The 25,656-nt window shown below is 74.8% G+C and carries 24 protein-coding genes and 1 riboswitch; of the genes, 12 read left to right on the top strand and 12 right to left on the bottom strand.

Going from position 1 to position 25,656, the window contains the following annotated elements; all coding sequences use genetic code 11:
• Positions 1–73 precede the first annotated feature (73 nt).
• The 7 genes from thiC to BJP25_RS28050 all read left to right on the top strand — a co-directional run bounded on the left by thiC (position 74) and on the right by BJP25_RS28050 (position 9,735).
• The gene (gene thiC, locus BJP25_RS28080; RefSeq protein WP_075978033.1) at positions 74–1,714 is read left to right on the top strand and encodes a phosphomethylpyrimidine synthase ThiC; all 1,641 of its coding nucleotides are present in this window, start codon (positions 74–76) and stop codon (positions 1,712–1,714) included.
• On the top strand, positions 1,711–2,517 hold the full coding sequence (gene thiD, locus BJP25_RS28075) for a bifunctional hydroxymethylpyrimidine kinase/phosphomethylpyrimidine kinase (protein WP_075978032.1): 807 nt from the start codon (positions 1,711–1,713) through the stop codon (positions 2,515–2,517). The genes thiC and thiD (BJP25_RS28075) overlap by 4 nt, the downstream gene beginning before the upstream one ends.
• Positions 2,518–2,589: 72 nt before the next feature.
• Complete coding sequence (gene thiD / locus BJP25_RS28070; protein WP_075978031.1) at positions 2,590–3,426, top strand: bifunctional hydroxymethylpyrimidine kinase/phosphomethylpyrimidine kinase; 837 nt, start codon at positions 2,590–2,592, stop codon at positions 3,424–3,426.
• 112 nt (positions 3,427–3,538) lie between these two features.
• Positions 3,539–4,177 (top strand): Abi-alpha family protein, encoded by a 639-nt coding sequence (locus BJP25_RS28065; protein WP_143219357.1) that lies wholly within the window; start codon positions 3,539–3,541, stop codon positions 4,175–4,177.
• 59 nt (positions 4,178–4,236) lie between these two features.
• Entirely contained in the window at positions 4,237–5,424 is a 1,188-nt protein-coding gene (locus BJP25_RS28060; protein ID WP_233158346.1) for a DUF445 domain-containing protein, read from the top strand.
• A 64-nt stretch (positions 5,425–5,488) separates the two neighbouring features.
• Positions 5,489–6,517: an L-glyceraldehyde 3-phosphate reductase gene (mgrA, locus tag BJP25_RS28055; RefSeq protein ID WP_075978028.1), complete on the top strand. Its 1,029-nt coding sequence runs from the start codon at positions 5,489–5,491 to the stop codon at positions 6,515–6,517.
• A 434-nt stretch (positions 6,518–6,951) separates the two neighbouring features.
• Positions 6,952–9,735 carry an AfsR/SARP family transcriptional regulator gene (locus tag BJP25_RS28050; RefSeq protein ID WP_075978027.1) on the top strand — a complete coding sequence of 928 codons (2,784 nt, stop codon included), beginning with the start codon at positions 6,952–6,954 and terminating at the stop codon, positions 9,733–9,735.
• A 506-nt stretch (positions 9,736–10,241) separates the two neighbouring features.
• Here BJP25_RS28050 and BJP25_RS28045 read toward each other — a convergent pair.
• Entirely contained in the window at positions 10,242–11,030 is a 789-nt protein-coding gene (locus BJP25_RS28045; protein ID WP_143219356.1) for an SGNH/GDSL hydrolase family protein, read from the bottom strand.
• 214 nt (positions 11,031–11,244) lie between these two features.
• On the opposite strand from BJP25_RS28045, the gene BJP25_RS28040 reads away from it, so the two are divergent.
• Positions 11,245–11,916 (top strand): DUF3159 domain-containing protein, encoded by a 672-nt coding sequence (locus BJP25_RS28040; protein WP_198943622.1) that lies wholly within the window; start codon positions 11,245–11,247, stop codon positions 11,914–11,916.
• Positions 11,917–11,920: 4 nt separating this feature from the next.
• Here the strand turns inward: BJP25_RS28040 and BJP25_RS28035 are convergent, their stop codons facing one another.
• Genes BJP25_RS28035 through BJP25_RS28025 form a run of 3 tightly spaced genes read right to left on the bottom strand, consistent with a single transcriptional unit; the run spans position 11,921 to position 14,481 of the window.
• A complete protein-coding gene (locus BJP25_RS28035; protein ID WP_075978024.1) occupies positions 11,921–12,829 on the bottom strand; it encodes an N-acetylglucosamine kinase in 909 nt (302 codons plus the stop codon).
• A 57-nt stretch (positions 12,830–12,886) separates the two neighbouring features.
• A complete protein-coding gene (locus BJP25_RS28030; RefSeq protein ID WP_084794631.1) occupies positions 12,887–13,441 on the bottom strand; it encodes a winged helix-turn-helix transcriptional regulator in 555 nt (184 codons plus the stop codon).
• 23 nt (positions 13,442–13,464) lie between these two features.
• Complete coding sequence (locus BJP25_RS28025) at positions 13,465–14,481, bottom strand: SIS domain-containing protein (protein WP_075978477.1); 1,017 nt, start codon at positions 14,479–14,481, stop codon at positions 13,465–13,467.
• A 173-nt stretch (positions 14,482–14,654) separates the two neighbouring features.
• On the opposite strand from BJP25_RS28025, the gene BJP25_RS28020 reads away from it, so the two are divergent.
• Complete coding sequence (locus BJP25_RS28020; protein WP_075978023.1) at positions 14,655–15,404, top strand: GntR family transcriptional regulator; 750 nt, start codon at positions 14,655–14,657, stop codon at positions 15,402–15,404.
• 66 nt (positions 15,405–15,470) lie between these two features.
• Positions 15,471–16,811 (top strand): MFS transporter, encoded by a 1,341-nt coding sequence (locus BJP25_RS28015; RefSeq protein ID WP_084794754.1) that lies wholly within the window; start codon positions 15,471–15,473, stop codon positions 16,809–16,811.
• Between the two features lie 14 nt (positions 16,812–16,825).
• Here BJP25_RS28015 and BJP25_RS28010 read toward each other — a convergent pair whose 3' ends face one another.
• The 4 genes from BJP25_RS28010 to thiO all read right to left on the bottom strand — a co-directional run bounded on the left by BJP25_RS28010 (position 16,826) and on the right by thiO (position 19,383).
• Entirely contained in the window at positions 16,826–17,263 is a 438-nt protein-coding gene (locus BJP25_RS28010) for a MarR family winged helix-turn-helix transcriptional regulator (RefSeq protein ID WP_075978021.1), read from the bottom strand.
• 50 nt (positions 17,264–17,313) lie between these two features.
• Positions 17,314–18,069, bottom strand: a complete 756-nt coding sequence (thiG, locus tag BJP25_RS28005; protein WP_075978020.1) for a thiazole synthase — start codon at positions 18,067–18,069, stop codon at positions 17,314–17,316.
• Between the two features lies 1 nt (position 18,070).
• Positions 18,071–18,271, bottom strand: coding sequence for a sulfur carrier protein ThiS (thiS, locus tag BJP25_RS28000; RefSeq protein WP_075978019.1), 201 nt, complete (start codon positions 18,269–18,271; stop codon positions 18,071–18,073).
• A complete protein-coding gene (gene thiO, locus BJP25_RS27995; RefSeq protein ID WP_075978018.1) occupies positions 18,268–19,383 on the bottom strand; it encodes a glycine oxidase ThiO in 1,116 nt (371 codons plus the stop codon). Before thiO ends, thiS begins: the two co-directional genes overlap by 4 nt.
• Positions 19,376–19,480: riboswitch (TPP riboswitch) on the bottom strand. Its footprint overlaps the gene before it by 8 nt.
• Before the next feature lie 57 nt (positions 19,481–19,537).
• On the opposite strand from thiO, the gene thiE reads away from it, so the two are divergent.
• Entirely contained in the window at positions 19,538–20,218 is a 681-nt protein-coding gene (gene thiE / locus BJP25_RS27990; protein ID WP_075978017.1) for a thiamine phosphate synthase, read from the top strand.
• 33 nt (positions 20,219–20,251) lie between these two features.
• Here thiE and BJP25_RS34430 read toward each other — a convergent pair whose 3' ends face one another.
• Positions 20,252–21,115, bottom strand: a complete 864-nt coding sequence (locus BJP25_RS34430; RefSeq protein WP_075978016.1) for a hypothetical protein — start codon at positions 21,113–21,115, stop codon at positions 20,252–20,254.
• Between the two features lie 187 nt (positions 21,116–21,302).
• Between BJP25_RS34430 and BJP25_RS27980 the strand changes: the two genes are divergently transcribed.
• Positions 21,303–22,250: a threonine ammonia-lyase gene (locus BJP25_RS27980; RefSeq protein ID WP_075978015.1), complete on the top strand. Its 948-nt coding sequence runs from the start codon at positions 21,303–21,305 to the stop codon at positions 22,248–22,250.
• Positions 22,251–22,295: 45 nt separating this feature from the next.
• Here the strand turns inward: BJP25_RS27980 and BJP25_RS27975 are convergent, their stop codons facing one another.
• The 3 genes from BJP25_RS27975 to BJP25_RS27965 form a co-directional block, all read right to left on the bottom strand.
• Complete coding sequence (locus tag BJP25_RS27975; RefSeq protein WP_075978014.1) at positions 22,296–23,090, bottom strand: PIG-L family deacetylase; 795 nt, start codon at positions 23,088–23,090, stop codon at positions 22,296–22,298.
• 58 nt (positions 23,091–23,148) lie between these two features.
• Positions 23,149–24,486 (bottom strand): lysine N(6)-hydroxylase/L-ornithine N(5)-oxygenase family protein, encoded by a 1,338-nt coding sequence (locus BJP25_RS27970; protein WP_075978013.1) that lies wholly within the window; start codon positions 24,484–24,486, stop codon positions 23,149–23,151.
• A gap of 169 nt (positions 24,487–24,655) precedes the next feature.
• Positions 24,656–25,600, bottom strand: coding sequence for a methionyl-tRNA formyltransferase (locus tag BJP25_RS27965; RefSeq protein ID WP_075978012.1), 945 nt, complete (start codon positions 25,598–25,600; stop codon positions 24,656–24,658).
• Positions 25,601–25,656 lie beyond the last annotated feature (56 nt).

The following is a 25,656-nucleotide window of genomic DNA, read 5'->3' as shown; positions in this document are numbered from 1 at the left end:
GGTGTCCATTCGCAGGACCCGGTGCCGCCGACCGCTGAACCTGACCGGGTAATGCCGGCGTAGGGAGGCCTCCTTGTCCACGCTCGACGACCGTTCCGTGCACCCCTCGGTGACCACCGGGCCCATCTCCGGGTCCCGCAGGGTGTACCGGGAAGCCGGGGACCTGCGGATCCCCGAGCGGCGGGTGCTGCTCAGCAACGGCGAGCACCTCGACCTGTACGACACCTCCGGCCCGTACACCGACCCGGACGCCGCCATCGACGTCCACAGCGGACTCCCCCGGCTGCGCGAGCCGTGGGCGCTGGAGCCGGTGGGCGGCGCGGTGACCCAGTTGGCCTACGCCAAGGCGGGGGTCATCACCGACGAGATGCGGTTCTGCGCCGCGCGCGAGGGCACCACGCCCGAGTTCGTCCGCGACGAGGTCGCCCGCGGGCGCGCTGTCATCCCGGTCAACCGCAGGCACCCCGAGTGCGAGCCCGCGGTGATCGGCAAGAACTTCCTGGTGAAGGTGAACGCCAACATCGGCAACTCCGCGGTGTCGTCGAGCATCGAGGCGGAGGTGGACAAGATGGTGTGGGCGACCCGGTGGGGCGCCGACACGGTCATGGACCTGTCCACGGGCAAGCGCATCCACGAGACCCGCGAGTGGATCCTGCGCAACTCCCCCGTGCCGGTCGGCACCGTGCCGATCTACCAGGCGCTGGAGAAGGTGGGCGGCGACCCGGCGGCGCTGAGCTGGGAGGTCTACCGCGACACCGTGCTGGAGCAGTGCGAGCAGGGCGTGGATTACATGACCGTGCACGCGGGCGTGCTGCTGCGGTACGTGCCGCTGACCGCGCGCCGGGTGACCGGGATCGTCTCCCGCGGCGGGTCGATCATGGCGGCGTGGTGCCTGGCCCACCACCGGGAGAGCTTCCTCTACACCCGCTTCGACGAGCTGTGCGACATCCTGCGCGCCTACGACGTCACCTTCTCCCTGGGCGACGGCCTGCGCCCGGGGTCGATCGCCGACGCCAACGACGAGGCCCAGTTCGCCGAGCTGCGCACGCTCGGGGAGCTGACGCACCGGGCGCGGGCCAAGGACGTGCAGGTGATGGTGGAGGGGCCGGGGCACGTGCCGCTGCACAAGGTCGCGGAGAACGTGCGGTTGGAGGAGGAGCTGTGCGGTGAGGCGCCGTTCTACACCCTCGGTCCACTCGCGACGGACATCGCGCCGGGCTACGACCACATCACCTCCGCCATCGGCGCGGCGCAGATCGGCTGGCTGGGCACGGCGATGCTCTGCTACGTCACCCCCAAGGAGCACCTGGGCCTGCCCGACCGCGACGACGTCAAGACCGGGGTGATCACCTACAAGATCGCCGCGCACGCCGCCGACCTGGCCAAGGGCCACCCCCGGGCGCAGGAGCGCGACGACGCGCTGTCGCGGGCGCGGTTCGACTTCCGCTGGCAGGACCAGTTCAACCTGGCGCTGGACCCGGACACCGCCCGGTCGTTCCACGACGAGACGCTGCCCGCCGAACCGGCCAAGACCGCGCACTTCTGCTCGATGTGCGGGCCGAAGTTCTGCTCGATGAAGATCACCCAGGACGTGCGGCGCTACGCCGAGGAGCACGGGCTGTCCTCGGCGGAGGCGATCGAGGCGGGCATGGCGGCCAAGGCCGAGGAGTTCGGCGAGGCGGGTGGGCGGGTGTACCTGCCGGTGGTCCGGTGACCCCGCCGCGGGCGCTCACCATCGCCGGGTCCGACTCCGGCGGCGGCGCCGGGTTGCAGGCCGACCTGCGCACGTTCTTCGCCTGCGGCCTGCACGGGATGACGGCCGTGACGGCGGTGACGGTGCAGAACTCGGTGGGTGTCAGCGGCTACCACGTCGTGCCGCCGGAGGTGGTGGCCGCGCAGGTGCGCGCGGTGGTCACCGACATCGGCGCGCAGGCGGTGAAGACGGGCATGCTCGCCACCGCGGGGACGATCGCCGCGGTGGCGGGCGCGCTCGACGAGGTGGACGCCGGGCCGCTGGTGGTGGACCCGGTGGCCGCCTCCATGCACGGCGACCCGCTGCTGCACGAGGAGGCGCTGGCGTCCTACCGGTCGGCGCTGTTCCCGCGGGCGACCCTGGTGACGCCGAACCTGGACGAGGTGCGGCTGCTCACCGGGGTGGCGGTGACCTCGCGGGCCGGGCAGCGGGAGGCGGCGCGGGTGCTGCACGACCTGGGCCCGCGCTGGGTGCTGGTCAAGGGCGGCCACCTGCGCGACGACCCGGAGTGCCTGGACCTGCTCTACGACGGCACCGACTTCCACGAGTTCACCGGCCCGCGGTTCGCCACCGAGCACACCCACGGCGGCGGCGACACCCTCGCCGCCGCCATCACCTCGGCGCTGGCCCTGGGCCGGTCGGTGCCGGAGGCGGTGGCGTTCGGCAAGGGGTTCATCACCGAGTCCGTGCGCGCCGCGTACCCGCTGGGCCGGGGCACCGGCCCGGTCTCGCCCCTCTGGCGGCTGACCAGCCCGCTGCCGTGACGCGCCCGCGCCGCCCCCGACCCGCTCGGGGGCGGCGCAGGTCGCGGGGCCGGGCAGACCAGAATGGCCCCCATGACGACCACGCCGCCGCGGACGCTGACGATCGCCGGTTCCGACTCCGGGGGCTGCGCCGGGTTGCAGCAGGACCTGCGCACCTTCTTCGCCTGCGGGGTGCACGGGCTCACCGCCGTCACCGCCGTGACGGTGCAGAACTCCCTGGGCGTCACCGGCGTGCACACCGTCCCGCCGGAGGTGGTCGCGGCGCAGGTCGAGGCGGTGGCCACCGACATCGGGGTGCAGGCGGCCAAGACCGGCATGCTGGCCACCGCGGAGATCATCGAGGCGGTCGCGGGCGCCTGCGACCGGGTCCACATCGGACGCGGCCGCACCCCGTTCGTCGTCGACCCCGTGGCCGCCTCGATGCACGGCGAACCGCTGCTGCACGCCGCGGCCATGGACTCCTACCGCACCCTGCTGTTCCCCCGCGCCACCCTGGTCACGCCCAACCTCGACGAGGTGCGCCTGTTCACCGGCCTCGACGTCACCACCCGCGCCCAGCAGCGCGACGCCGCCCGCGCCCTGCACGACCTGGGCCCGGAGTGGGTCCTGGTCAAGGGCGGCCACCTGCGCGGCGACCCGGAGTGCCTGGACCTGCTCTACGACGGCACCGACTTCCACGAGTTCGTCGGCCCCCGCTTCGCCACCCCCCACGTCCACGGCAGCGGCGACACCCTCGCTTCCACCACCACCGCCGCCCTCGCCAAGGGCCACGACGTCGTCTCCGCCGTCGCCGCCGCGAAGGACTTCATCGTCGAGTCCGTCCGCGCCGCCTACCCCGTCGGCGCGGGCGTCGGCCCGGTCTCCCCCCTCTGGCGCCTGCCCGACGCGGCCACCTTCCTCACCCCCTGACCCGGGCGCAAGCGCTTGCCCGTGGGGTGCGCCGATCTCGGCACCGCTCGTGACCTGGGAAGATCGACCGCGGTGTGGTAGACCAGGGTGGGTCCTCGGAGCGGAGGTGCTGGTGGCGGACAGGCGTGCTGGGGCCGTGGGGGCGGTGGGGCGGGTGGTGGACCCGTTCCTGCAGGTGGCGCGGTTGTTGCCGGGGGCGGGGGTGGCGGAGCGGTTCCTGTTCGGGGAGCCCGAGCCCGCGCCGAGGGCGCTGACCGCGGGGCGGGAGCCGCTGCGGGCGGGGATGGCGGAGCTGCTGGAGCGGGCGGTGACCGAGAGCCGGGCGGCGGCGCGGGACGCCTACTTCCGGGCGGTGGTGGACCAGCTGCTGCCGGACGAGGCGCGGATCGTGGCGGCGTTGAGCGACGGGGCGGCGCACCCGCTGGTGCACCTGGTGGCGCGGTCGGGGCGGCCGCTGGTGGAGAACGCGTCGAGCATCGGCACGGCGGCGGGGGTGGCGCAGCCGGGGCTCACGCCGCAGTACGTCACGCGGTTGCGGCACTTCGGGCTGGTGGAGGTGGGCGGCGAGGAGCCGGGGCTGCGGACGCAGTACGAGCTGCTGCTGGCCGACGAGCGGGTGCGCGCGGCCGAGGAGCGGGCGGGCGGGCGGTGGGGGCCGAAGGTGGTCAAGGAGGTGCTGCGGCTCTCCGAGCTGGGCCGGGCGTTCTGGGCGGTGTGCGACCCGGGCACCCGCACCCTGCGCCCGGCCTGAGGCCCGGCGTGGACGCGCTGCTGGCCGACCTCGCCCGCAACTGGGCGGTCTACCTGTCCATGCCGGTGATCGCGGCGGTGATCGGGTGGGTCACCAAGGTGGTGGCCATCCGGATGATGTTCCAGCCGCTGGAGTTCGTCGGGAAGCGGCCGGTGTTCGGCTGGCAGGGCATCGTGCCGCGCAAGGCGGCGCGGATGGCGGCGATCGCCTGCGACACCATGACCGACAAGCTGATCTCCCCCGGTGAGGTGGTCGACCGGCTGGACCCGGAGCGGGTGGTGGCCGAGATCCAGGGGCCGCTGCTGGCGGGCATCGCCGAGATCACCGAGGCGGTGGCCGACGAGGTGCGCCCGGGGCTGTGGGCGACGCTGCCCGAGCCGGTGCGCCAGCGGATCACCGAGGGGGTGCGGGCCGAGGCGCCGCAGCTGGTGCGGGAGCTGCTGCGGCTGGTGCGCGAGGACGTCGACGGGGTGTTCGACCTCAAGGGCATGGTGGTCGGCAGCCTGGTGCGGGACAAGGCGCTGCTCAACCGGATCTTCCAGGAGGCCGGGCGCACGGAGTTCCGGTTCATCGTGCGGTCGGGGGCGGTGTTCGGCTTCGCCATCGGGCTGGTGCAGGCGCTGGCGTGGGCGACGCTGAAGAACCCGTGGGTGATGCCGGTCTTCGGCGGGCTGACCGGGTGGTTCACCGACTGGCTCGCCCTCAAGATGATCTTCTACCCGACCCGGCCCAAGCGCTTCCTCGGCGGGCTCGTGGAGTGGCAGGGGATGTTCCTGCGCCGCCGGGAGCAGGTCGCCCAGGAGTACGGCGAGCTCATCGCGCGGGAGATCATCACCCCGCGCAACGTGATCGACGCGGTGCTGCGCGGCCCGCTGTCGGACCGGTTGTTCGCCCTGGTCGAGCGGGTCGTGCGGGACGCGGTGGACCGCCAGGGCGGGCCGGTGCACCCGCTGGTGGTGCTGGCCGTGGGCAGCACCCGCTACCACCGGCTCAAGCAGCGCGTCGCCGAGATCACCACCGCCCGGCTGCCGGAGGCGCTGGCCTCGATCGAGGAGTACGCCGAGCACGCCATGGACATCCGGGGCACGCTGGTGCAGCGGATGCGCGAGCTGTCCGACGAGGAGTTCGAGCGGCTGATCCGCCCGGCGTTCGAGCAGGACGAGTGGATCCTCATCACCGTGGGCGCGGTGCTCGGCTTCGGCGTCGGCGAGCTCCAGGTGCTGCTGGTGGAGGCGCTGGCGCGCTGAGCCGGCTCGCGCGGGCGCTGGCCGCTGGGTTGGATGGGCGGAGCACGACTACCGGAGGAGAACCATGCCGTACCTGGCCGATGACTCCCGCTACGACTCGACGCCCTACCGGCGCACCGGGCGCAGCGGGCTCAAGCTGCCCGCCATCAGCCTCGGGCTGTGGCACAACTTCGGCGAGGACCGCCCGTACGAGACCAGCCGGGCGATCCTGCGCCGGGCGTTCGACCGCGGCGTCACCCACTTCGACCTGGCCAACAACTACGGCCCGCCCTACGGCAGCGCCGAGCGCACCTTCGGCAAGGCGCTGGCCGACGACTTCCGGCCGTACCGCGACGAGCTGGTGATCTCCACCAAGGCGGGCTACGACATGTGGCCGGGCCCGTACGGCGACCACGGCTCCCGCAAGTACCTGCTGTCCTCTTTGGACCAGTCGCTGCACCGCATGGGCCTCGACCACGTCGACATCTTCTACTCCCACCGGTTCGACCCGGAGACGCCGCTGGAGGAGACCATCGGCGCGCTCGTCTCCGCGGTGCAGCAGGGCAAGGCGCTCTACGTCGGCATCTCCTCCTACTCCCCCGCCAAGACCCGGGAGGCCGCGGAGATCCTGCGCTCGGCCGGGGTGCCGCTGCTGATCCACCAGCCGTCGTACTCGCTGCTGAACCGGTGGGTCGAGGGCGGCCTGCTCGACACCCTGGCGGAGCTGGGCACCGGGTGCATCGCGTTCTCCCCGCTGGGCCAGGGGATGCTCACCGACAAGTACCTCGACGGCGTGCCCGAGGGCTCGCGGGCCAGCCGGGACTCGTCGCTGAGCACGGACCTGCTGTCGGCGGAGAACCTGGCGCGGGTGCGCGGGCTCAACGGCATCGCCCGGCAGCGCGGGCAGTCGCTGGCGCAGCTGGCGATCTCCTGGGTGCTGCGCGACGAGCGGGTGACCAGCGCGCTGGTCGGGGCCAGTTCGGTGGCGCAGCTGGACAACAGCCTGGACTCGCTGGCCGCCCCGCCGTTCACCGAGGACGAGCTCGCCGCGATCGACGAGCACGCGGTGGACTCAGGGATCGACCTGTGGGCGCCGTCCCGCAACGCGGGCTGACCCCGGACCGCTCCACCGCGCAGGCGGCCACGCGGTGAGCGCCTCGACCGCCCGCGCGTGACGTCGGCGGCACCCGGTAGCGCCCCGGGCGTGCAGCGCCGCGAGGCGGGGGACCACTGGGCTGTCCAGGTGACCCGGCTGTGGTGGAGCGGGTGCGCGCTGTTATGTTCGTGTTGCGGACGCCACAGCGCGACCGCTCGCTCCACCGCTGCCGACCGCGGGCGTGCGGGGTTTCCCGCTCGGGGTGGGTCCTGTTCCCCCGGGTCAGGCGCGGGGAGTCCGGCCCCGTGGCCGCCGATATTCGGGATCGGCGGCCACGGGGCCGCACCCCTGGACCGGGTTAGGCCGTCCGGTTGACTCCGCACACAACCGCTGCCCCAAGACGAGGCAGGCTTTACGTTTGCCCCAGGGGTTGGTCGATCGGGGGGTGGCGGATGGCCCAGGAGCGGTACGGCGCGGTCGCGGGCCCGAGGTTCTGCGTGCTCGGCCCGGTCGGCGCGGTCGTCGACGGCCGCGCGTCGGTGCCCGGCGGGCCCGGCATCGGCGGCCTGCTGGCGATGCTGCTGCTGGAGCCCAACCAGGTGGTGCCGGTGGAGCGCATCGTCGACGTGCTCTGGGACCACGAACCGCCCGCCACCGCGCGCACCATCGTGCAGGGCTACATCTCCCGGCTGCGCAAGTGGCTGTCCACCGTGGACCCCGACGGCACCGCGCAGATCCAGACCACCGGCGCGGGCTACCGGTTCGCCGTCGACGAGGGCCGCATCGACGTGGCGCTGGCCCGGCGGCTGCTGGCCGAGTCGCGCGGCGAGCCCGCCGACGTGCGCGCCGAGCTGCTGGCGCGGGCGCAGTCGCTGTGGCGCGGCCCGGAGCTGTCCGACATCGCGGGCCGGGTGCGCGCCCCGGAGCTGGCCGAGCTGCGGCTCACCGTGCTGGAGGCCCGGCTCGACGCCGACCTGGAGCTGGGCCGCCACGACGAGGTGATCGGCGAGCTGGTCGCGCTCGTCGACACCCACCCGTTCCGCGAGCACCTGGTGCACCAGCTGGTCCTCGCCCTCTACCGCTCCGGGCGGCGCGCGGCGGCGCTGGAGTTCTACCAGCGCTTCGCCCGGCGGGCCGCGCGCGAGCTGGGCATGGACCCCGGGCCCGCGCTGCGCGAGCTGCACAGCCGGGTGCTGCGCGACGACGCCACCCTGCTGCAACCCCGGCGCAGCGCGGTGATCAGCCCCAAGCTGGGCGTGCTGGTGCCCGCGGAGCTGCCCCCCGCACCGTCCGGGTTCACCGGCCGCGACGAGGACCTGCGCTGGCTGGACGGGCTGAGCGCGTCCGGCGACGGCGTGGCGCCCGCGGTCGGGGTGCTCGCCGGGCCCGCGGGCGTGGGCAAGTCGGCGCTGGCCGTCGTGTGGGGGGCACGGGCCTCGGCCCGGTTCCCGGACGGGACGCTGTTCGCCTCGCTGTCCGGGTTCGACCCGGCGAACGCCCCCCTCGACCCGGCCGCGGTGCTCGGCCGGTTCCTGCTCGCCCTCGGCGTCGCCCAGCACGACGTGCCCGCCGAGCAGGCCGACCGGGTCGCGCTCTACCGCACGCTGCTGGCCGACCGCCGGGTGCTGGTGGTGCTCGACGACGCCCGCGACACCGACCAGGTGATGCCGCTGCTGCCCGGCGGCGGCGCGGCGCTGGTGCTGGTCACCAGCAGGCGCAGGCTCGACGGGCTGGTCGCCTTCGGCGCCGCGCTGCGGGTGGTCGAGCCGCTGGCCCCCGCCGACGCCCAGGCCGTCATCGCGCACGCCGCGGGCGCCACCGGCGCCGACGAGCTCGCCCGGCTGGCCGAGCTGTGCGGGCACCTGCCGCTGGCGCTGCGCATCGTCGGCGCCCGGCTCGCCGCCAGCCCCGGCTGGTCGGCGCGCGAGCTGGTCGACCGGCTCGCCGACGAGCGCACCCGGCTCGGCGCGCTGCGGGTGGACGACACCGACTCCGGGGTGCGCGCCGCGCTCGACGTCACCGTCGGCGCGCTGGGCGCCGAGCGGGTGGAGGCGCTGCGCCTGGTCGGCGTCCTGCCCGGCCGCACCACCGGCCCGCACCTGGTGGCCGCGCTCGCGGGCGTCCCGGTGGACACCGCCCGGGACCGGTTGCGCGGGCTCGCCGCCACCTTCCTGGTCACCGAGGTCGAGGAGGACCGGTTCGACACCCACGCCCTCGTCCGCGCCTACGCCCGCGACCTGGCGGGCGGCGACCGGGCCAAGCGGCTGCCCGAGGTGCTGCGGTTCTACCTGGCCGTGGCCGACGGCGCCCGCAGGCACCTGCGCGGCCCCGCCGACGACCTCGACGAGTCCGCCGACGACCTGCCGCTGCCCCCGGTCACCGACCGCGCGGGCGCCCTGGCGTGGTTCGAGCGCGAGTGGGGCAACCTGCTCGCCGCCGTGGCCGAGGGCGCCGCGGCGGGCCTGCACGACCAGGTGTGGCGGCTGGCCAGGCTGTGCGGGGAGTTCCGCCGCACCCGCCCGCGCCGCGACGACTGGCAGTGGTTGCTGGAGACCGGGCTGGAGTCCGCGCGCGCCGCGGGCGACCAGCGCGGCGAGGTGCTGGTCCGGTTGAGCCGGTGCGTGCTGCTGAGCCGGTACAACCAGGAGGCCGAACTGCTCGCCGACGGCGAGCGCGCGCTGGCGGTGGCCACCGGGCTGCGCGACCAGGTGCTCATGGCGATGGCGTTCAACACCGTCGCCAGTGCCCACTTCGGCAGGCAGCGGCACGCCGACGCCCTCGCCGGGTACCGCAAGGCGCTGGAGCTGGCCGAGCGCGGCGGCTACCGGCTCGGCGTGGCCAACCTGCACAACAACATCGCCCAGGTGCTGCGCGAGCTGGGCGAGCTCACCGCCGCCCTGGAGCCGCAGGAGCGCGCCGTGCGGGAGTTCCGGGAGACCGGCGACCTCGGGTTCATCGGCCTGGCCCTGGCCAACCTGGCCGAGCTGGAGCACGAACTGGGCGACGGCGCGGCGGCCGAGGCGCACGCCCGCGAGGCGGTGGAGCTGGCCGCGGCCGACGGGCTCGGCCTCACCGAGGCCTTCGGCCGCGACGTCATCGGCCGGGTGCTCCACGACCGGGGCCTGGGCGCGCAGGCGCGCGCCGAGTGGGAGCGCGCGCTGCGGCTCTACCAGGAGGCGGGCTCCCCGCTCGCCGCGACCGTCCACGAGCGACTGGCCGGTTTAGCGAGCGGTTAGCCGTGACCGGTCGGGCACTGGCAGTGTCCACCCCGGCGCCGACCTCGCTGTCGACGGCGCCGCGGCGGCGGCACGTGGGGGTCCGCCGCCCGCGCACCGGCCGGTGCAGCGGGGGGAGTCGTGCCGGCCGGTCCGTGGCCCGGGACGCGGCGGGGGCGGGGTGGGGGACGCCTCCGCCGCGGGGGGCTGCGCCCTGTGGCTGGTGAACGGCGGGTTTTTGGGGGTCTGCCCGGCTGGGTGGTTGTGCTTGGTCGGGGCCCCTATGACGATCATGTGCTCTCGGGCGGGAAAAGGCGGGCTGAAAAGACGCCCGCCCGTCCCGTTTGGGTAGCACATGATCGTCACCCCCGACCAAGCACAACCACCCACCCGGGCACTGTGCTGTCGGGCCTGCGGTGGGTGGGGGTTGGGTGAGACGGAAGGACGAAAAGGCGAGTGGGTGGGGGTTGGTCCTTTGTGTCCGGTTGGTGGGGGCCGGAGGCGGGCGGGGAGACGGGGTGGGGGGACTAGAAGACGTGGTGGTGGGTGCGGTCCACGGCGTAGGGGGTCAGTTGGGGGCGCTTGGGGGTGAGACCGTCGCCGAGGGATTCACCGCGGAGTTGGCGGGCCACCCAGGGGAGGAGGTGGGTGGTGGTCCAGGTGAGGTCGTCCTGGCGGAGGCGGAGCCAGGGCTTGGGGTCCTCGGGCGGGAGGGGTTCGCGCCAGTCGTCGACGACCGGGACGCCGAGGACCTCGGCGGTGCGCAGGGCGATGCGGCGGTGGCCGTCGCTGGAGAAGTGCAGGCGGTCCTCGCACCAGGCGCGCTTGTCGTGCAGGGCGTCCATGGACCACAGGTCGACCAGGCGGGCGCCGTTGCGCTCGGCGATGGCGTGCAGGTGGCCGTTGTAGATGCCGACCTTGCCGCGCACCCGGCGCAGCAGCGGCTGGACCTTCGGGTCCGGGCCGGTGAACAGCACGACCTCGCTGCCCGCCGCGCGCAGCCGGGCCACCGCGGCGTCGAAGTCGGCGGCCACGTCGTCGGGGTCGGTGCCTGGGGTGATGATGTCGTTGCCGCCGCCGCACAGCGACACCAGGTCGGGCGCGGCCTCCTCGGCCAGCGGGACCTGCTCGGCGATGATCTCGGCCAGCATCTTGCCGCGCACCGCCAGGTTCGCGTACTGGAAGCCGGGGCGCTGCACCGCCATCAGCTCCGCCAACCGGTCGGCCCACCCCACGCAGGAACCGTCCGGCGCCATGTCACCCATGCCCTCGGTGAAGCTGTCTCCGATAGCGACCCAGCTGTCGTAACCGTGCACGGCCGGCCTCCCCTCGCCTCGAAACATCCCTTGACCGTTGCCCATCCCAACCAACTCGCGGCAGCACCCAGCCATTCCCACCGCGGGCGACAGGCAGGGGGACAAGCCTAGGACCCGTGTCCTGCCCGCTCCACTCCATTGGCCGTGATGCTGGGAGCATCCCCAACCGGGGTTAGGGCTACCTCACCACGGCCCGTTGGTGCAGGCTGGAGGGGTGAGCACCTCCACCGACTCCCTCGCCGACCTGTTGGGCGGCAGGCGCGGGGCGCTCGACGCCACCGTCCCGCCGGTCGCCTTCGCCCTCGGCTGGCTGCTGTCCGGGCAGGTCATCGGGTGGGGCGCGGGGGCGGCCGTGGTGGCGGCGGGCGCGGTCGCGGTGTGGCGGACCTCACGCGGCGAGAAGGTCACCGCGGTGCTCGGCGGGCTCGCCGCGGTCGTCGTCGGCGCGCTGGTGGCCCTCTACACCGGCCGGGCCGAGGACTTCTTCCTGCTGCAACTGCTGTCCAACACCGCCAGCGCGCTCGCGTGGGCGCTGAGCACCCTGGTGCGCTGGCCGTTCCTCGGGATCGTCGTGGGGTTGCTGCTGCGGCAGCGGACCCGCTGGCGCAAGGACCCCGACCTGCTGCGCGCCTACTGCCGCACGAGCTGGGTGTGGACGGCCACGTACGTGCTGCGGGTGGTCGTGTTCGGACTGCTGTGGTGGTCCGGGCAGGTCGTCGCGCTCACCGTCGCCCGGGTGGCGCTGTCCTGGCCGCTGGTGGCGCTGGCCGTGGGCATCAGCGCGTGGCTGGTGCCCAGGAGCCTGCCCGCCGACCACCCCGGCTTCCTGCACCCGCGCGTGCCCGGCGAGCAGCGGCCCGAGGGGGGCGGGCCCGCCGCCGGGTGACCGCTCAGCCCGACGCCGGGTGGGCGAACCCGCCGAAGGCGTCCAACCCGGCCAGCCACGCCGCGCCCAGCGCGCCGTCCACGGCCGCCACCACCCGGTGCGCGCCCAGCACCTCGCGCAGGCGTCCCCCGATGGGGTTGCCCGCGTGCGCCAGCGCCCCGGCCAGCACCACCGGCCCGGCGACCCAGGCGGCCTCCGCCTCGGCGCACAGGGCCAGCGCGGCGCGCTCGACGATGTCCGCCGCCACCGGGTCGGCCAGGGCCGCGGTGACCAGCGGGGCGTAGGACGCCAGCGCGATCGGGGGCCGCGCGTTGCACGCGGTGATCAACCCGCCGAAGTCGTCCACCCCCGCGGCGCCGAGCACCGACCGCGCCAGCGGGCCGGGCGCGGCGCCGGTCTGCAGCGCCCGCAGGGTGGCCCGCACCGCCTCCCGGCCCACCCAGAACGCCGAGCCCTCGTCGCCGAGCAGCCAGCCGAACCCGCCCGCGGTGGCCACCCGCCTGCGACCCTCGACCCGGCAGGCGATCGAGCCGGTGCCGCCGATGAGGACGGTGCCGTCCGGCTCGTCCGTCCCGGCCGCGAAGGCCACCTCGGCGTCGGTGAGCACCAGCGGCGGCCCGGTCAGCCCGGCCCCGGCGAACGCCCGGTCGAACAGCGCCGCCACGGCCGGGTCGGCGCGCAGCTTCGCGGTGCCCGCCATGCCGACCACGCAGCCCGCCGGGGTGTGCGGACCCAGGGCGGCGGCGATGGCCTCGGCCACCCGGGCGGCCGCGACCTCCGGGGGGTGCGAGTTGGGGTTGACCCCGCCGCCCGCCGCGCGCCCGACGACCTGCCCGGACGGGTCCACCGCCACGGCCCGCACCGCCGTGCCGCCCCCGTCGACGCCGACCACGACACGCCGTGCGGTGTTCACCCGATCCCCCCAAGCCGCGCTGCTCCGTTTGGCGTACCATCGGCCTTGCCCGCTCCGTTAAACCCCCTCGACGGAGCGGGCACCTCCGTCTTCCGGCCCGGTGCTCGCCCGCCGCGCGCGGGCCCGCTCCGCCCTGGCCAGGAAGGCCGCCGCGGTGTCGGCGTCCATCCCGGGCCCCGGTTCCACCCGCACCCCGCGCACGTCCAGTTCGCCGTCGCACTCCGCGCAGCGGACCACGGCCGCCGTGGCGTGCCCGCAGTCGCGGTGGCGCAGCACCATCGGCGGGCCCTCGCCGCCGTCGAGCCAGCGGTCACCCCAGCGGATGATCGCGGCCAGCGCGGGGAAGAAGTCGCGGCCCATCTCGGTCAGCGCGTACTCGTAGCGGTCCGGCCGCTCCTGGTAGCGCACCCTGGCCAGCACGCCCGCCGAGGTGAGCCGGTCCAGCCGCTCGGTGAGCGTGTTGCGGGCGATGCCCAACTCCTCGTGGAACGCCTCGAACCGCCGGGTGCCCAGGTAGGCCTGGCGCAGCACGAGCAGGGTCCACTGGTCACCGAGCAGGTCCACGACCCTGGCGACCGAGCACGACCAGTCGGCGAACGACGTCCTGCGCACGCCACCCAGTCTAGGAGCACCGGCTACCGGGTCTGGGTGACCTTGTTGAGCCCGCGCGGGCGGTCGGGGTTGCCGCCGCGGGCCAGCGACAGCTCCAGGGCCAGCCGCTGCGCGGGCAGCACCTCCAGGATGGGCGCCACCTCCTCGGCCGTGCGCGGCACGCCCACCCGCACCGCGGCGGGCACCTCGGCGGCGGCCGAGCCGACGGCGACGACGTCGGCCCCGGCCTCGCGGACGGCGGCGAGGACGGGCTCCATCGCGGCGCCGCCGCGGCCCGCGCTGGTGAAAGCCAGCACGGCGGTGTCGGCGCCGACGGCGGCGACCGGGCCGTGCAGCAGGTCGGCGCCGCTGTAGGAGCGGGCGGACAGGTAGCTGGTCTCCGCGAGCTTGAGGGCGGCCTCGGCGGCCGTGGCCGACGAGTAGCCCCGGCCGGTGGTGACCACCCGGTCGACGAACCGCAGCCGGGTCACCGCCTCGGCCACCGGCCCCTCGGACCCGGCCAGCGCCGACGCCGCCAGCTCCCCGAGGTCCGCGACGTCGGCACCGGTGCCGCCGCGCACGGCGTCGACCAGCAGGTAGAGCGCGAGGAGGGTGGCGCTGTAGGTCTTGGTGGCCGCCACCGCCAGCTCCGGGCCCGCCCCGATGTCCACCGACAGCTCCGCGACCTCCGCCAGGGGCGACCCCGGGGTGTTGGTCACCGCCACGGTCAGCGCGCCGCGCTCGCGGGCGGACCGGGTGGCCTCCACCAGGTCGGGTGACCCGCCGCTCTGGCTGACCGTGACGTGCAGGACGCCCGACAGGTCGGGCCGGGCGCCGTAGAGCGTGGTGGTCGACGGGGACACCAGCCCCGAGGGCAGCCCCAGCAGCACCTCGGTGAGGTACTTGGCGTAGAGGGCGGCGTGGTCGCTCGACCCGCGCGCGGCGAACAGCGCGAACCGCGGCGCGAACCCCCGCACCCGCCCGGCCACCGGCGCCAGCGCGCCGCGCCGCTCGACGGCGGCGCCGAGCACCCCCGGCTGCTCGGCGATCTCGGCGCGCATCCGCAGCCCCGGCTCGTCCACCACGACCGACTCCCCTCGCCGTCACCACCAAGGTCTAGACCAATGCTAGCAGCAGCCGCCACCCGTGCGGGTGGTCGTCGCGGCGGGTGTGATCGCGGCGACCCCACCGGACAGGGCATCCTGTACCCGGGACGAGTTCAGGAGGGGACACCATGCTCGACACGTCCACGGCCGACGGGCCGGACACGGCGCGGGTGCAGCGGGAACCGAAGTACTGGGGGCTCAAGCGGCACCTGCTGGACCTGCTGGGGTCGCTGCCCCCCGGCTCGCCCATCCCGACCGAGCGCTCGCTGGCCACCGAGTTCGACGTCTCCCGCACCACCGTCCGCCAGGCGCTCGCGGAGCTGACCGTCGAGGGCAGGCTGCTGCGCGTGCAGGGCAAGGGCACCTTCGCCGCCGAGCCCAAGGTCGCCCAGCGGTTGCAGCTGTCGTCCTACACCGAGGACATGCGCGCCCAGGGCCGCGAGCCCTCGTCGAAGCTGCTGGAGGTCTCCGAGATCACCGCCGAGGCCGACCTGGCCAGGCTGCTGGCCATCCGCGCCGGGGCCAAGGTGCTGCGCCTGCACCGGCTGCGGCTGGCCGACGGCGAGCCGATGGCGGTGGAGACCACGCACCTGCCGCTGGGCCGCTTCCGCGGCCTGCGCCGCCACATCAGCGGCGGCGCCTCGCTCTACCAGGTGCTGCGCGAGCGCTTCGACGTCGAGATGGGCCAAGCGGAGGAGACCATCGAGACCGCGCTGGCGGGCCCGCTGGAGGCCGACCTGCTCGGCGCCGACGTGGGCATGCCGATGCTGCTGCTGTCCCGGCACTCCTTCGACACCGAGCAGCGCCCGGTGGAGTGGGTCCGCTCGGTCTACCGCGGCGACCGCTACAAGTTCGTCGCCACCCTGAACCGGCCCTGAGTGGACCTCCGCTGGGGCACCCCCGCCGCCCGGGGCGTGCTCGCCACCACCATCCTCGGGTCCGGCATGGTCATGCTCGACGGCAGCGTGGTCAACGTCGCGCTGCCGCGCATCGGCACCGAGTTCGGGGCGTCGGTGGCGGGCCTGCAGTGGATCCTCGACGGGTACCTGCTCGCGCTGGCCTCGCTGATCCTGGTGGCCGGCTCGCTGGGCGACCGGTATGGCCGGCGCCGGGTCTTCGTCATCGGCGTGGTGTGGTTCGGCGCCGCGTCCGCGCTGTGCGGGTTGGCCACGAGCACCGAGGTGCTGGTGGTGTCGCGGGTGCTCCAGGGGATCGGCGGCGCGCTGCTGACCCCGGGGTCGCTGGCGATCCTGCAATCGGTGTTCCACCGCGAGGACCGGGCCAGGGCGATCGGCGCCTGGTCGGGGCTCGGCGGCATCGCCGCGGCGGCGGGCCCGCTGATCGGCGGGCTGCTGGTGCAGCTGTGGTCGTGGCGGCTGGCGTTCCTGGTCAACGTGCCGGTGGCGGTGGTGTGCGTGCTGCTGGCCCTGCGCTTCGTGCCCGAGACCCGCGACGAGCAGGTCACCGGGCACCCCGACTACCTCGGCTCGGTGCTCGGCGCCCTCGGCCTGGCCGGGGTCACCGCCGCCCTGGTGGAGGGCCCCGTGCGCGGCCTGGACTGGCTCGTCGTCGGCTCGGCGGTCGGCGGCGCGCTGGCCCTGGCGGCGTTCCTGCTGGTCCAGCGCCGCCACCACGACCCGCTGGTCCCGCCGGGGCTGTTCACCAGCCACACCTTCGCCGTGGCCAACCTGCTCACCCTGGTCATGTACGCGGCACTGGGCGGGGTGCTGGTGCTGATGGTGCTGCAACTCCAGGTCTCGCTCGGCTACTCCCCCACCGCGGCCGCGGTGTCGAGCGCCCCGATGACCCTGGTCATGCTCACCCTGTCCTCCCGCAGCGGCGCCCTGGCCGCCCGCTGGGGCCCGCGCTGGTTCCTCGTGGTCGGCCCCCTGCTGGTCGCCGCGGGCATGCTGCTCATGCTCCGGATCACCCCCGGCGCCACCTACCTGGGCTCGGTGCTGCCCGCCGTCCTGGTCTTCGGCCTCGGCCTGGCCACCACCGTCGCCCCCGTCACCGCCACCGTCCTGGCCGCTGCCCCCGACCGCTACGCGGGCACCGCCTCCGGCGTCAACAACGCCATCGCCCGCACCGGCACCCTCCTCGCCGTCGCCGTCCTGCCCGCCGCCGCGGGCCTGACCGGCACCGCCTACCAGGACCCCCGGGCCATGACGGCCGGTTGGCAGACCTCCCTGGTCATCTGCGCCACCCTCGTCGCCCTCGGCTCCGCCGCCGCCCTCACCATCCGCGACAACGTCCTGGCCGCCCCCGCGCCCGCCGCGGACTGACGCGGGCCGGGCGGTCAGCCCTCGGGGTTGTCCGCGAGCAGGGCCTCCAGGACGGGGATGCAGCGGATCAGCAGGTCGCGGTCGGGGTCGGGGAGGCTGTCGAGGCGGCGGCTGAGCTCCTGCATGCGGGTGCTGCGGACGCTGGAGACGACGCGTTCGCCCTCCTCGGTCGCGGTGACGAGCCAGGCCCGGCGGTCGGCGGGGTCGGGCTCGCGGCGCAGGTACCCGGCGTCGACCAGGCCCGCGACGATGCGGGACATGGTGGGGGCGGCGACGCCCTCCTTGGCGGCGAGGTCACCGAGGCGCAGGGTGCCGCAGCCCGCGAGGGTGGACAGGGCGGAGATCGAGCCGTGCCCCATGCCGGTGCTGCCCGCGCGCCGCAACGACCGCGACAAGCGCCCGATGGCGAGGTAGAGCCGAGCGGGGACGTCGCCGTCTGCCGTAGTCCGCATACTTCATTGTGCCGGGGGGCGGCGGGCGCGCGGGCACCTGCCCCGGGCCGTCAGCGGGGTGGGCTGGAGGCCTGCGCCCAGAAGCGGCGCGGGATGCGGCCCGCCGACCTGGCCAACCTGCCCGCGACCACCGCCGAGCGCATGGCCGCGGCCATCCGCTCCGGGTCGTCGGCGCGGGTGACGGCGGTGGCCAGGAGCACACCCGCGCAGCCCAGCTCCATGGCCAGGGCCGCGTCGGAGGCGGTGCCGATGCCCGCGTCCAGGACCACCGGCACGCCCGCCCTGGCCACGATCAGCTCGATGTTGTGCGGGTTGCCGATGCCCAGGCCGGTGCCGATCGGGGAGCCCAGCGGCATCACCGCCGCGCAGCCGACCTCCTCCAGCCGCAGGGCCAGGACCGGGTCGTCGTTGGTGTAGGGCAGGACGACGAAGCCGTCGTCGACGAGCTGGGTGGCCGCGTCCAGCAGCTCCACCGGGTCGGGCAGCAGGGTGCGGTCGTCGGCGACGACCTCCAGCTTGACCCAGTCGGTGCCCAGGGCCTCCCTGGCCAGGCGGGCGGTGAGCACGGCCTCGGCGGCGGTGCGGCAGCCCGCGGTGTTCGGCAGGGGGTCGATGCCCAGGCGGCGCAGCAGCTCCAGGACGCCGGTGCCGCCCTCGGTGTCGACGCGGCGCAGCGAGACGGTGGTCAGCTCGGTGCCGGAGGCCACCAGCGCCCGCTCCAGCACGGCCAGGTTCGCCGCGCCGCCGGTGCCGGTGATCAGGCGCGAGGAGTACTCCCGACCGGCGATGACCAGGGGGTCGTCCACCTCAGCCCCCCTGCACCGCGGTCAGCACCTCGACCTGCGCCCACGCGGGCACCACCGCCGCGCCGTGCTGGGTGCGGGGCACCACCACGCCGTTGACCGCGACGGCCACGCCGTCGCAGGGCAGCCCGAGCAGCCGCAGCACCTCGGCCACGGTGGACCCGTCCGGCACCGCGCGCTCGCTGCCGTTGACCTCGATCGTCACACCACACCTCCGAACCGCGACGGCGCCGCCGCGGCGACGGGACCAGGGACCGGGCCGCCGAGCACCAGGGCCGCGACGGCCTCGGCGGTGAGGGGCGCCATCAGCACCCCGTTGCGGTGGTGCCCGGTGGCCACGACCACCCCGGGCTCCAGCACGCCGACCAGCGGCAGGTTGTCGCGGCTGCCCGCCCGCAGCCCCGCCGCCGCCTCCACCAGCTCGTAGTCGCGCACCCCCGGCAGCACCCGCTCGGCGTCGGCGAGCAGGTCTGCGACCCCGCCCGCGGTGACCTCGGTGTCGAACCCGACGTCCTGCTGGGTGGCGCCGACGACCAGGTGGCCGCCCGCGCGGGGCACCAGGTAGACCGAGCGGCCGTCGACGTGCGCGCGGACCGTGCGGGTCGGCGGGGGCAGCGAGCGCGAGCGGGCGCGCAGCACGAGGACCTCGCCCTTGACCGGGCGGACCAGGTCGGCCAGCGCCGGGTGCAGGTCGCGGCTCCACGCGCCCGCGGCGACCACCACCGCGTCGCAGTCCACAGTGGAGTTTTCAGGGTTCTCGGGGTCTCCGGGGTCGTCGAGCAGCACGCCGCCGGGCACCAGCCCGACCGCCCGCCGGTCGACGAAGCGGACCCCCGCCGCGCGGCACGCCGCGTCCAGCCGGGTGAGCAGCTTGCGGGTGTCGACGCTGAGGTCACCGGGCACGTCGAGTCCACTGCGGACGGCGCCTAGCCCGGGTTCCAGCGCGCGCAGCTCCCGGCCGGTGAGCCGCCGGACCGCCCGGCCGCGCGACTCCAGGAAGTCCGCGAGCCGCCGCAGGTCGGCGGCCTCGGCGGCGTCGAAGGCCACCGCGAGCGTGCCGTGCGGGCGCAGCCCGATGTCCCCGCCCAGCTCCCTGGCGAAGGGCTCCCACGCGTCGAGCGCGGCGGTGCCGAGCGCGAGCACGGCCTCCTCGCCCAGCCACGCCTCGGTGACCGGGGCCAGCATGCCCGCGGCGACCCAGGACCCGCCCCCGGTGCGCGGCGCCGGGTCGACCACGACGACGGACCGCCCCGCGGTGGCGAGCCGGTGGGCCGCGGTCAAGCCCACGACCCCGCCACCGATGACGGCAACAGACATCTCCCACGCTCCCTGCGCCGGCATGACCCGGATCAGGTCCAACGGTCGGAGCAGCAGCTCCCTCTCAGCCCGTCCCCGGACTCCCGTGCGACCGCCTCCACCGTAGACCACGCGGCGGGGTGCGCGCAGGTGCCCACGGGCTACTGTCCACGCCATGCCTGGATTGAGCGGCGAGCAGATCAGGACCCGGCTGGCGGACGCGCGGCTCTACCTCTGCACCGATGCCCGGCAGTCCCGGGGGGACCTCGCGGACTTCGTGGACGCGGCCCTGTCCGGCGGCGTCGACGTGGTGCAGATCCGCGACAAGCGCGGCGGCGTGCCCCTGGAGGCGGGGCCCGAGCTGCGCGCGCTGACCACCGTCAGCGAGCTGTGCGCGGCCCACGGCGCCCTGCTGGCGGTCAACGACCGCGCCGACATCGCCCGCACCGTCGGCGCCGACGTCCTGCACCTGGGCCAGGACGACCTGCCCGTCCCCGCCGCCCGCGCCGTCGTCGGCGACGAGGTGGTCATCGGCCGCTCCACCCACGACCTCACCCAGGCCGTCGCCGCCGCCAACGAGCCGGGCGTGGACTACTTCTGCACCGGCCCCTGCTGGCCCACCCCGACCAAGCCGGGCCGCTCGGCGCCGGGCCTGGGGCTGGTGGAGGCGACCGCGCAGCTGGGGACGGCGCGGCCGTGGTTCGCGATCGGGGGGATCGACCTGGACCGGCTGCCGCGGGTGCTCGCGGCGGGGGCGCGCCGGGTGGTGGTCGTGCGGGCCATCACCGAGGCCGCCGACCCCCGGGAGGCAGCCGAACTGCTGTCGACAGCGCTGCGCGCGGAGCCCGTTCCCTGACGGCCGGGCCCCGCGCGCTCAGCCGCGCCCCCCTCAGGGCGTGGGGGTCACCGCGGGGGCGGTGGTGGTGGTCCTGGGGACCGTGGTCGTGGTGGTCGCGGGGGCCTGCGTCGTGGTGGTGGTCGTGGGGTCGGCGGTGGTGGTCGTGGTGGGGGCTTCCTCGGTGGTGGTGGCACCGGGGGCCTGCGTGCCGGTGGGGTCGGCCGTCTCCGTGACCGTGGTGACCCCGGGGTTGGTCACGACCACCGTCGTGGTGGTGGCGGTGCGGCCGGTGACGAGGCTGCCGACCGTGGTGGCGCCGCCGCCGGAGAGGGACCCGCCGCGGATCCACTCCAGGCCGGTGACCACGCCCATCCCCAGGACGAACACCAGGACGCCGCCGAGGACGAGGGCGACCGGGCGGCGCAACCACCCGGGCCGGGCGGGCGGCCCGACCTCCGCACCCCGCTCCGCGTCCTGGTCGGTGCTGCTCTGATCGGCGCCGTCCTCATCGGCACTGCTCGGATCGGCACTGCTCGGATCGGCGCTGGTCTGATCGTTGCTGGTCGGATCGGCGCTGGTCTGATCGGCCTCGCCGGGGTCGGCGCCGCCCGGGGTGGCGACGGCGGTGGCCGTGGTCTTCTCGACCGGCCCCGCGACGGTGACGACGCTGCCGCGGCCGGTGACCCGGGCCGTGACGACCCTGGTCACCTCCTTCGTGCGCTCCAGCGACTTGAGGTAGAGCGCGCCGCCGACCGTGCTGACGATGCTGGCGATGGCCGCGCCGATGACCGTGCCCGCCACCCCCAGGGTGGACCCCAGCACCGCCGCGGTCGCCGCGGCCAGCGCGGCGGCCGCCACCTGCGCGGGCCGGATGCCCGATTCCTTCTGCTCCTCGCTGCTGACTGCCTTGCCCATGCTCCCCGTCTTGCCCATCCTTCTCGCTTCAACCGTTTTCGTGTCGTCGACCAGTTCCGCGACGTGATCGGTTCCGTGCCGTGCTCCGCAAGGAAGACGAACGACCCCCCGGGAAAGTTCACCGAAAGTGAGCACCGCAACACCGTCGCTCCACAGTGGACACTTGACCGTGCGGCACAATGCAGGGGTGAACCTGGTCACCGCTGACGACATCGACGCCGCCGCCCGCCGGATCGCGGGCGTGGCGGTCCGGACCCCCCTGCTGCCCTGCCCGTGGGCGGACCCGGACCGTCCACTGTGGCTCAAGCCGGAGAACCTGCAGCCGATCGGCGCGTTCAAGGTGCGCGGCGCCTACAACGCCATCGCCGCCCTGCCCGACGACCTGCGGGAACGGGGGGTGGTGGCCTATTCGAGCGGTAACCACGCGCAAGCGGTCGCCTACGCGGCGAAGGCGTTCGGCGTCCGGGCCTGGATCGTCGTGCCGGAGGACACCCCCACCGTCAAGGTGGAGGCGACCCGCTCGCACGGCGCCGAGGTGCTGCTGTCCAAGGTAGGGGAGCGGGAGAAGCTGGCCGCCGAGGTGCAGGAGCGCACCGGCGCGTCGCTGATCCCCCCGTTCGACCACCCGGACGTCATCGCCGGGCAGGGCACCGTGGGCCTGGAGATCGCCGCCGACCTGCGCGCGGACCTGGTGCTGGTGCCGGTCAGCGGCGGCGGGCTCATCTCCGGCACGGCCGCGGCCATCAAGGCGGCGTCGCCGGGCACCCAGGTGTGGGCGGTGGAGCCGGAGCTCGCGGGCGACACCGCCGAGAGCCTGGCCGCCGGTGAGCTGCGCCGGTGGTCGGTGGCAGACCGCAACCGCACCATCGCCGACGGCCTGCGCAGCCAGCCCTCGGAGCTGACCTTCGCCCACCTGCGGGCCTTCGTCGACGGCATCGTCACCGTCTCCGAGGACGAGATCCGCGACGCCGTGCGCACCCTGGCCCGCCGCGCCCGCTTGGTGGCCGAGCCGAGCGGGGCCGTCGCCACGGCCGCCTACCTGCACCACGCCGCCGAGCTGCCCGCGGGCGTCACCGTGGCCGTGGTCTCCGGCGGCAACATGGACGACGCCCTGGCCAAGGACCTGCTCGGCTGACCGCTGCCCCGGGTGGCGCCCGACCGAGCGCCGCCCGGGCGGCGGCTACAGGCCGTGCATGATGTCGTCGTCGACGATGCCCGGGGCCTTGCCGACCTCGATGAAGTCCTCGATCCCGAACGCCTGGGCGAACGCGTCGTCGGGCAGCGCGAGGAAGAACGACTCCTCCGCGATCTGGCTGGGGTGCGCCCGCATGGCCCGGCGCTTGGCGTCCAGGTAGGCCGAGACGTCGACCGAGCAGGTCAGCTCGGCCTCGGGCTTGCCCATGGCGGGGTCACCGTCGCCCTCGCCCTCGGCGGGCGGCGGCATCAAGCCCGCCTCGCGGAAGCGCCGCATCCCCTCGCGCATCCGCTCCTGGCTCGTGGTGGCCTGGAGCACCCGGGGGGTGCCCGCCAGCTCGGCCGCCCGCAGGCCCACCCGGTGCACCTGGATGTGGTCGGGGTGGCCGTAGCCGCCGAAGTCGTCGTAGACGGTGAGCACGTCGGCGGACTCCTCGGTGAGGATGGCCGCGAGCCGGGTCGCGGCCTCCTCGACGTCGGCGGTCCAGAAGGTGCCGGGGGCGGTGTTCGTGGGCTCGCCCATCATCCCGGAGTCGGTGTAGCCCAGGAACTCCACGCGGGCGACGCCGAGCACGTCGGCGGCCGCGTGGGTCTCCTTGACCCGCCGCTCCCACAGCTGCTCGCCCTCGTCGAGGAAGCCGTCCGGGACCTCGCCCAGCTCGCCGCGGGTGGCCACGACGAGCACCACCCGGTGCCCCTCGTCGGCGGCCTTGCGCATCACGCCACCGCAGGAGATGCACTCGTCGTCCGGGTGGGCGTGGAAGGTGACCAGCGTTGCCATGCCCGCACCGTAGTCCGCCCGACCGACAGTCCGCCCGACCGACAGCCGGATCGACGGGTCAGCGCGCCTGGGCGAGTTCGGGCACGACCGCCACCTCGGGGGCCAGCACCGAGTCCAGGATCTCCCCGACCCGCACCGCCGTGTTCGACAGCAGGGTCGCGGTGATGCCGTGCGAGTGCTCCGAGCCGCCCTGGACGTAGATGCCCGCGCGCACGCCCGGGGCGGTCGCCAGCCGGTAGTCGCGGCCGATCACCGCGCGCCCGTCCGCGTCGCGCACGCAGGTGGCGGCGGCGCGGCCGAGCAGGTCGAACACGTCGATGTGGTGGAACCCGGTCGCGTAGACGACCGCGTCGCACTCCAGCACCTCGGTCTCGCCGGTGGGCAGGAACTCGACGGTGGCGTACACGGCCTCGTCGGTCTCCCGGGCGTAGACGACGCGGGAGGCGTTGCGGATGTCCAGCCTGCGCTCGCCGCTGACCCGCTCCCGGTACTCGCGCCGGTACAGCTCCTCGATGAGGTCGAGGTCGACGACGGAGTAGTTGGTGCCGCGGGAGTAGTCCAGCAGCGACCGCTTGACCTCCTCCGGGGCGCCGTAGAAGTGGTCGACCGCCTCGGGGTCGAAGATCCGGTTGGCGAACGGGCTGTCGTCGGCGGGGGCGTAGCCGTAGCGGGCGAAGACGGCCGAGACGGCGGTGCCGGGCAGCGCCGAGTGCAGCTCCGCCACCGCCTCGGCGGCCGACTGGCCCGCCCCCACCACGAGCACCCGCCGGGGCGCGGCGGCGACCAGCTCGGGCAGGCGGTGCATCAGCTCGATGTTGTGCCACACCCGGTCCGAGGGCATGGCGTCCTCGGGCAGCCGGGGGCGCAGGCCGGTGGCGACGACGACGTTGCGGGCCCGGTAGGTCACCGCGGCGCCGCCGTCGGAGGCCACGACGTCGAACGCGACGACCTCGCCGTCGCGCTCGACCGGGCGCACGGACACGACCTCGCGGTCGTAGTGCACCTGGTCGGCGACCCTGGCCGCGGCCCACTCGAAGTAGTCGTGGAACTCCGCGCGCAGCGGGAACATCGTCTTGTGGTTGATGAAGTCCACCAGCCGCCCGCGGTCGCGCAGGTAGCACAAGAAGCTGAAGTCGCTGCTCGGGTCGCGCATCGTGACCAGGTCCTTGAGGAAGGACACCTGCATGGTGGCGTCGTCGATCAGCATGCCCCGGTGCCAGCCGAAGGTGGGCTGCTTCTCCAGGAACGCGGTGCGCAGCCGGGCGCCGGGGGTTCGCCGGTTGTGCTCGTCGACGGCGATGGCCAGGGCCAGGTTGGACGGACCGAACCCGATGCCCACCAGGTCGTACACCTCGCTGCTCACAACCGATCCCTTCGCGTCGCCACACCGGAACATAGGTGAGGCTAACCTAAAAGATCGGCTTCCGGGAGTGCCTGGTGATGGTCGCGTCACAGGCCGCCGAGCCGCGGGCTCCCATGCTAAGTTAGGCGACCCTAAATCGCCAAGACCTCACTTTCCGGGCACGGGCCGGACCGTCCGCGACCCGGCCCGCGCGGCAGCGGCGTCAGGGGCGGGAGGTGAGGTAGCCGCCCATGTGCGTGAAGTACTTCTCCGCCGACAGCTCCTCCCCCTCGGGGGTGCGCACCGACTTCACCAGCAGGGCCTTGCTGCGCCCCCGCCGCGCCTGCGCCCCCGCGACGATCGCGACGCCGTCGCCCTCCCGGTAGAAGATGCGCCCCGGCGTGCCGCCGTAGACCTCGCGCGACACCTCGGCGGTGACGATCTCCAGCCGCTCGCCGCGGTGGAAGCAGAAGGCGCTCGGGTACGGCGCGGACTGCGCGCGCACCAACCGGTCCAGCTCCTCGGCCGACCACGTCCAGTCGATGCGCAGGTCCTCCTCCGCGCGCTTGTGGAAGAAGCTCGCCCGGGACCGGTCCTGCTTCTGCCAGTCCCGCTCGCCGGAGGCGATGAGCGCGAGCGCGTCGACGGTGATGGGGCCGAAGACGTCCATCGACCGGAGCACCAGGTCGCCGGAGGTGTCGCGCGGGCCGACCGGGAAGCTGCGCTGGAGCACGATGTCGCCCGCGTCCAGCGTCGCGTCCATCATGTGCGCGGTGACGCCCACCTCGGGCTCGTCGTTGATCAGCGCCCAGATCATCGCGGAGAACCCGGCGTAGGCGGGCAGCAGCGAGTCGTGGATGTTCAGCGTGCCCAGCGGCGGGAGGTCGAACACCTCGGCGGGCAGGTAGGTGCGCCAGTTGGCGGCGACGAAGATGTCCGCCCCGAACGCCCGCAGCTCGTCCACCAGCGCCGCGTCCGGCCGCTCGCGCAGGACGACCGGGATGCCGTGCTCGCGGGCCAGGTCCTCGACCGAGTCGCCCCACACCCGCTCGTACACCCCGCCGCCCCGCGGGTGGGTGACGACCGCGACGACCTCGTGGTCGGACTCGACCAGCGCCCGCAGGGTGCGGTGACCCCACGTCTGGAAGCCGAACATGACCACCCGCATCGAAACCCTCCTGGGCACCTCGGAGACACGTCGCGGTTAGGCTAGCCTCACCTCTC

This window comes from Actinokineospora bangkokensis, assembly GCF_001940455.1.
Lineage (GTDB): Bacteria > Actinomycetota > Actinomycetes > Mycobacteriales > Pseudonocardiaceae > Actinokineospora > Actinokineospora bangkokensis.
Note: the sequence above shows the minus strand (reverse complement) of the source record. Positions and strands in the feature narration are given on the sequence as shown.

Bases quoted from the DNA above. Each gene is read 5' to 3' on its own strand.
- mgrA (WP_075978028.1), top strand. From the start codon at position 5,489: ATGCCGTACCTGGCCGATGACTCCCGCTACGACTCGACGCCCTACCGG.
- thiO (WP_075978018.1), bottom strand. From the start codon at position 19,383: ATGTCTGTTGCCGTCATCGGTGGCGGGGTCGTGGGCTTGACCGCGGCC.
- thiD (WP_075978031.1), top strand. From the start codon at position 2,590: ATGACGACCACGCCGCCGCGGACGCTGACGATCGCCGGTTCCGACTCC.
- BJP25_RS28060 (WP_233158346.1), top strand. From the start codon at position 4,237: ATGCCGGTGATCGCGGCGGTGATCGGGTGGGTCACCAAGGTGGTGGCC.
- thiE (WP_075978017.1), top strand. From the start codon at position 19,538: ATGCCTGGATTGAGCGGCGAGCAGATCAGGACCCGGCTGGCGGACGCG.
- BJP25_RS28025 (WP_075978477.1), bottom strand. From the start codon at position 14,481: ATGCGCGCCGAGATCGCCGAGCAGCCGGGGGTGCTCGGCGCCGCCGTC.
- BJP25_RS28020 (WP_075978023.1), top strand. From the start codon at position 14,655: ATGCTCGACACGTCCACGGCCGACGGGCCGGACACGGCGCGGGTGCAG.
- BJP25_RS28010 (WP_075978021.1), bottom strand. From the start codon at position 17,263: ATGCGGACTACGGCAGACGGCGACGTCCCCGCTCGGCTCTACCTCGCC.
- BJP25_RS27975 (WP_075978014.1), bottom strand. From the start codon at position 23,090: ATGGCAACGCTGGTCACCTTCCACGCCCACCCGGACGACGAGTGCATC.
- BJP25_RS34430 (WP_075978016.1), bottom strand. From the start codon at position 21,115: ATGGGCAAGGCAGTCAGCAGCGAGGAGCAGAAGGAATCGGGCATCCGG.
- BJP25_RS28015 (WP_084794754.1), top strand. From the start codon at position 15,471: ATGGTCATGCTCGACGGCAGCGTGGTCAACGTCGCGCTGCCGCGCATC.
- BJP25_RS27970 (WP_075978013.1), bottom strand. From the start codon at position 24,486: ATGTTCCGGTGTGGCGACGCGAAGGGATCGGTTGTGAGCAGCGAGGTG.
- BJP25_RS27965 (WP_075978012.1), bottom strand. From the start codon at position 25,600: ATGCGGGTGGTCATGTTCGGCTTCCAGACGTGGGGTCACCGCACCCTG.
- BJP25_RS28050 (WP_075978027.1), top strand. From the start codon at position 6,952: ATGGCCCAGGAGCGGTACGGCGCGGTCGCGGGCCCGAGGTTCTGCGTG.